The sequence below is a fragment of the Peribacillus sp. YIM B13482 genome, assembly GCF_042787975.1.
Lineage (GTDB): Bacteria > Bacillota > Bacilli > Bacillales > DSM-1321 > Peribacillus > Peribacillus simplex_A.
Map to the genome: position 1 here is coordinate 1 of NZ_JBHZPF010000111.1, position 5495 is coordinate 5495.

6 protein-coding genes and 1 pseudogene are annotated in these 5495 nt (G+C 35.7%); 6 read left to right on the top strand and 1 reads right to left on the bottom strand.

Translation table 11 applies throughout. The features are described from left to right. Positions 1-269: pseudogene (locus ACFX4L_RS24865) on the top strand (IS3 family transposase); the annotation flags it as partial. A gap of 546 nt (positions 270-815) precedes the next feature. Then, positions 816-1487 carry an LbetaH domain-containing protein gene (locus ACFX4L_RS24870; RefSeq protein ID WP_377387235.1) on the top strand — a complete coding sequence of 224 codons (672 nt, stop codon included), beginning with the start codon at positions 816-818 and terminating at the stop codon, positions 1485-1487. 290 nt (positions 1488-1777) lie between these two features. Here the strand turns inward: ACFX4L_RS24870 and ACFX4L_RS24875 are convergent, their stop codons facing one another. After that, positions 1778-3013 carry an NAD(P)/FAD-dependent oxidoreductase gene (locus tag ACFX4L_RS24875; protein ID WP_377387238.1) on the bottom strand — a complete coding sequence of 412 codons (1236 nt, stop codon included), beginning with the start codon at positions 3011-3013 and terminating at the stop codon, positions 1778-1780. Positions 3014-3419: 406 nt separating this feature from the next. On the opposite strand from ACFX4L_RS24875, the gene ACFX4L_RS24880 reads away from it, so the two are divergent. The 4 genes from ACFX4L_RS24880 to ACFX4L_RS24895 all read left to right on the top strand — a co-directional run bounded on the left by ACFX4L_RS24880 (position 3420) and on the right by ACFX4L_RS24895 (position 5130). Continuing rightward, positions 3420-3638: a hypothetical protein gene (locus ACFX4L_RS24880; RefSeq protein ID WP_317778917.1), complete on the top strand. Its 219-nt coding sequence runs from the start codon at positions 3420-3422 to the stop codon at positions 3636-3638. 249 nt (positions 3639-3887) lie between these two features. Continuing rightward, positions 3888-4097: a hypothetical protein gene (locus tag ACFX4L_RS24885; RefSeq protein WP_061465106.1), complete on the top strand. Its 210-nt coding sequence runs from the start codon at positions 3888-3890 to the stop codon at positions 4095-4097. A gap of 236 nt (positions 4098-4333) precedes the next feature. Next, entirely contained in the window at positions 4334-4537 is a 204-nt protein-coding gene (locus ACFX4L_RS24890; RefSeq protein WP_284469544.1) for a hypothetical protein, read from the top strand. A 92-nt stretch (positions 4538-4629) separates the two neighbouring features. Continuing rightward, positions 4630-5130, top strand: a complete 501-nt coding sequence (locus tag ACFX4L_RS24895; protein ID WP_377406606.1) for a DinB family protein — start codon at positions 4630-4632, stop codon at positions 5128-5130. Positions 5131-5495: the final 365 nt, after the last annotated feature.

The window sequence follows — 5495 nt, forward strand, 5'->3', positions numbered from 1 at the left end:
TTAAAAACAAGCTGATTGACGAAACGTTAACCATATTTGAGATTGGTCGTTCACTAAGTATGAAAGGTTGCCCTTATGATAACACTGTCGCGGAAGCGACCTTTAAAATCATTAAGACTGAGTTCGCCAATCAAACAACATTCGCAAGCTTAGATCAGCTTACACTCGAATTTGGAGACTATGTGAACTGGTTTAATAAACTAAGAATTCATGGAACTCTTGGCTACTTAAGTCCTCTAGAATATAAAAAATTATCCCTTAAAAAGTTGTTTGATTTAGTGTTGACAATCCAATATAAGGATATTGATACTTCGCTTTCTTTTAAATTTATCATAGGATATCTAATTTATCTTCTTCTATATGGTGTGTTCTCCATCTTTTTAGTTATTGCGAATACAAGAAAGTTAAATTGGATTCAAATAAGAAAAAGGCTTTTTACGTTTATTACTTGGTTTATTTCTTTAAGTGCTTTGAACTACCTTCTTTCTTATTTTTTTAAACGTTCGGAAATGGAGGTTTGGGATTTAGGTATTCCTTTGGGTGTATCATTGGATTGGCTTTTTTTGATTTAATGTCTTGGAAAAAGAAAGACTAAAGCATTGATGTTTTTGCTAAAGAATTCTTTATTGAATAAGGGCTAATGCCTTTTTGTCTTTTACAAACGTGTGCGTTAGCTGAAAATCAGAGCTGTTTTTAAGGAGGCTTTTTCTTTATGCAATTAAAGGGATAGTAACCTGATATTATTAGCCCATTCCTCACCCAATCTTTCTGCATAAACTAATTAAACGCCATTAGATTGTGAAGGAGGTGATAACTTGGGAGAAAAAGAAGGGTCAAACGCCTCTAATAACCATTCTCACTGTTTTGAACCATTCATAAGCCCCAACCCTGTTACTTCATTTAATCCTGTTCAACGTTTTCCTAAAATTGATAAAACAGCTTTTGTAAGTCAGTTTTCCAGTGTCATAGGGGATGTTACAATTAGAAACAATGTTTTTGTAGCTCCTAATGTAAGCATACGTGCGGATGAAGGAACCCCTTTTTATATAGGTTCTAATACAAATATCCAGGACGGGGTGATTTTACATGGTTTATTAAATAAAAGGATCACATCTGGAAAAAAGAGGTATTCTATCTTCATTGGAAATGAAGTGACCATTGCTCATGGTGCCCTTATACATGGCCCTTGTTATATAGCAGACGAAGTATTTGTTGGTTTTAATTCGATTGTTTATACCGCAATTGTAGGGAGAGGCTCATTTATTGCTTATAATGCAGTAGTAACAAATGGCGTTCGAATTCCACCTGGCAGGTTCGTACCACCTGGTGCTAATATTGATTCTCAAGAAAAAGCGGATGCACTTTCGCCCGTACCAAAGGATGATAAGGAGTTTGCATATGAAGTTCAACGAGTCAATCAGGAATTCCCCGCATCTTATCATCTGTTATTTGGGAAAAACCGTTGCTCATGCAGATTTGCCTATTGATAATTTACACTTACTTTAAGTGCTATTTTAGACGTATATTATTTTTATTACTTTTTATTTGTTTTGTCGTTTTTTATCCTCGAAAAAGACGTATAGATGGGTACCGCCCAAAATTTCGGTATTTTGTAAACAAAGCAAAATCTCAGCAAAAAAAAGCATTTCCTGACGTTAGGAAATGCCCTTTTTTATTTCTCTAATTGTCCTAAAGCATCTGCTGAAAAAAGAATCAACTGTAGCTTTAAAGTAAAGATTTATCAAACGATCCTCTTGAATCCCGTAATTTCTAAAAATCATTGCCGGATCGACTGCATAATTCGTGCGAGTTCTTTTTCTAAAACAGCGGGCTCGTTTGCGTAATTGTAAATCCCTAAAAACTTCTCTATTGCCTCTGGATGGGAACTGATTAGTTTGTTGACAGCATCCTGTTGTTCAGATATTTGTTCATTCTTCGAAATTTGGCATCCCATGTGAAACCGAACCATAAACTCATCTTCTATTGCCTTTTGATATTCTTCAGACATTTGATTTGATTGATCGGATTGTCCCTTATATTTTGATAGAATAGTGGATAATATACGTGCTCCACATATAGCATCATGGATACCCTGCGCCATGCCAGGATCTTTAAAACAAACTGCATCTCCAACCAACGCCCATCCTTTTCCCATTCCTTCATACCAGTAATTGTCATATCCGAGGATGCCTTTGACCGGTTCTACTAGTTCTGCATTTTTCAAGCGCGCCCCAATTGTTGTATTCGGAAAGTTATCTGTTAAGAGATTCCGTAGACAGCTTTCCGGATTTAATTTCAACCGTTCTATCAATTCCTTATTTTCTAATGGGAAAATGCCGGTAATAACATATAAGTCATCATTCGTCGGAAAGAGAATGGCTGTGTTTTCTTTTCTTTTGTATACTTCAAATTTAGGGACATTATCGTGGCGAAATCCAGAGAAATACCCGAAATAAATGCCGACTGTTGCCGGAATGCTTATTTTGAGTTCACTGTTTACCAGCTTGCGAATAATAGAGGATCGGCCGTCTGCCCCGACTACAAGGCGAGCTAAAAATTCTTGTTTCTCGTTGTTGGCGTCTAAACCTTTCACGCCTATTACTGTTTCGTCATCACGGATGACATCCGTCACACGGAACCCTTCTAAAACGGTTACATTCATTTGAGATTTGGCTTGTTCCAGTAGGATATGATCGAGATAAGTTCTTCTAATGCAATAACAACTGTCCTCTCCAGAAACCTCAGGGATGAGACCTTCTATAACGGTATCCTCAAATTGAAATTTAATATCCCGTACCGGTGGTGCTTTTGTTTCCAATAACTTGTCCAGGACCCCTATTTCTCGAAGAAGAGCGACAGTATTATTGAAAAATGTATGGGTTGATAATGTGTCCCTTGGAAAAGTCGATCGGTCCACCAACAACACATGGAAACCTGCCTTAGCAAGGTAAATTGCCAAGGTAGAGCCGGCACATCTAGCACCGGTAATGATGACATCATACGTCTTATTCATCGTATCACTCCATTTTCAAGTACAATTATTAACTTGCTTATTCATTAGCAGAGTTCTGAAGTTAAAGTAATTGATAAGAATATACTACATACATAAAGTATGGAAGTTAAAATGAAATAAGTACAGAAAATTCCCAGTTGATATACAATTAAAAAGAACTTGTGGTGAAAATCGGAATGATAATTCAGGTTAGTTTCTCGAATTTTAATGGAGGTTTACTGAAGATCAGAGCTGTCTTTAAGGCAGCTTTTACTTTAAGGAGCTATCGGGGAAGACTGGTTGAACAATCTATATAGACACCAACTAAACATGTAATGGAAAAAGGAATTTTTGACGGTTATGTGAACAGGTAGGATTAGCAACTAGAAATAAAGAATACCTATTTATCAAAAAGGGGGCTTCTTTAATGGAGAAAGAAAACTTACTGCCTGTAAAATGTTTGTGCTGCAAAAAAGAATTAGACGCAATAGACTTGGTCATCATCAATGAATCACTTCAGCTGACGCATATTCAATGCCCTGATAAAGGAGAGAAAGCAATTATTGATGTAGGATATTTTAATGCTGTATCCCGAAAATACCTGACCTGTACTCCTGAAAAAACCCCTATAAGTAGGGGCATGTAAAGTCCATCGCTGTGCATTTTCGGCAAAAACCTTCTACAACTAAGGTATGTTAGCTTAAGATCTCTTTAAGGCAGCTTTTACTTTATGGAACTAAAGGGGAAGTTTAGTTTATTAAGATACCTTCCATCTGTTTAATTGAGTGCCAGCATGTTATAATGGGTAACTTAGGATAATTACTACTTTTACTTATAATTGAACGGATGCCAAGAAAAGCCTCCGCAAAGCGATAAAATATGGAGGTGTAAGAGAATGAATAAACAATGGACGATTGGTAAAATTAAAGAATTTGTTGAGAAAAATTCGGAAAGTAAGTTGCTATCGACGGAATATCACGGCTTTTCTCAAAAGTTACTATTTAAATGTACATGTGGTAGCAACTTTGAAAAAACATTTACGAAATTTAAAAATAATAAACAACGTAAATGTGACGTGTGCCAACCGCCTAAAGCGACACGATAACGTATAGCGAATAAACGAAGTGCCGATTTCTATTAAAAAGAAATTGGCACTATTTTTATTTTTATAGGGGGAATAAAAGTGGTTTTCACTAAGGGCAGGTTTAGACAAATATTCCTTCATAAACTAACGGGTGCATTCGTTGAATATTGAGCATCTTTAAGGAAACTTTTTCTTTATGCAACTGTCGGGGCAGGATAGTTGGATTGCCTGCCAAAGAATAGGAGTGGTTTGTATTTATGGCAATAACAAAGAAAAGATTCTTCATTAGTTATGTAGTGGGTTTCATACTCATGTATATTGCAAGCTCTGGTCTGCAATACTTCAGGGGGCAAACGATAAATTGGTTAGGGAATTTAGCATACGCATTCTATTTCGTAGCATTTCATTCCCTTTTTAGTTGGTTATGGGGAGATTTTGATAAGAAAAAAGTCGATCACTAATACATAGTTTGTGTTAACAAGTAATAATATTTAAAGGAATAATTCATTCTGATAAAGAATATAAAAAAACGTGATGATAAGGAGGCGATTGTATGGCAAATCATGTAGAAAATCTATATAACTATCATGTATGGGCAAATCAACGGATTATTGATCATCTTAAGACACTTTCTCCTGAGATATATCAAAAGGAAATGAAAAGTGTCTTTTCTTCTATTTCAAAGGTTTTATCTCATCTCTATTTGGTGGAATATGGATGGCTTAATACCCTCGAGGGTCAGAGTATGAATGAAGCAATGCAATCTTCATTTCAAATTCAAGAAAAGATTGAGAAACTGCCAATTGAAGACTTAGAAACGGAATTTCACACTTTAACATCTCGGTTTAAATCCTTTTTGAACAGACAGGAAGATATGGAACAGAGAATAATGTTGGATAATCCATGGGCAGGATTAAGAGAAACAAGTATATCTGAAATGGTCTTACACGTTGTGAATCATGGAACCTATCATAGAGGGAATATTTCAGCTATGTTACATCAGTTGGGTGATTCTTCAGTTATGACTGATTATGCTATTTATTGGTATTCTTGAAATATTATTCATTATAAATAGGCAAGAGAAGAGTAATTCATTTTTTCTTCAAAAAGGTGACGTTAGTTGAGGATCGAGAGATGTTTACACAAATCTTTCTTTGAGCTAACGAATAACTTTAATCAAACAATTGTTGCTCCAAAGTAATCTCACTCTTCTGCGATATTTAACATTACCAGCAAGAATAAGTTAATTGCCTCCACAATACTGGCTAACGGGTGCGTTAGCTTAAGATCGGAGCTGTTTTTAAGGCAGCTTTTCCCTATGCAACTATCGGGGCAGATTAGTTCTATAAGAAAAGTGGAAGGTAAATCCAATTAATAGTATAGTCATATGTACTAGATCCTTTTTGTAGTCTATTCCTT

Bases quoted from the DNA above. Each gene is read 5' to 3' on its own strand.
- ACFX4L_RS24880 (WP_317778917.1), top strand. From the start codon at position 3,420: ATGGAGAAAGAAAACTTACTGCCTGTAAAATGTTTGTGCTGCAAAAAA.
- ACFX4L_RS24895 (WP_377406606.1), top strand. From the start codon at position 4,630: ATGGCAAATCATGTAGAAAATCTATATAACTATCATGTATGGGCAAAT.
- ACFX4L_RS24875 (WP_377387238.1), bottom strand. From the start codon at position 3,013: ATGAATAAGACGTATGATGTCATCATTACCGGTGCTAGATGTGCCGGC.
- ACFX4L_RS24885 (WP_061465106.1), top strand. From the start codon at position 3,888: ATGAATAAACAATGGACGATTGGTAAAATTAAAGAATTTGTTGAGAAA.
- ACFX4L_RS24890 (WP_284469544.1), top strand. From the start codon at position 4,334: ATGGCAATAACAAAGAAAAGATTCTTCATTAGTTATGTAGTGGGTTTC.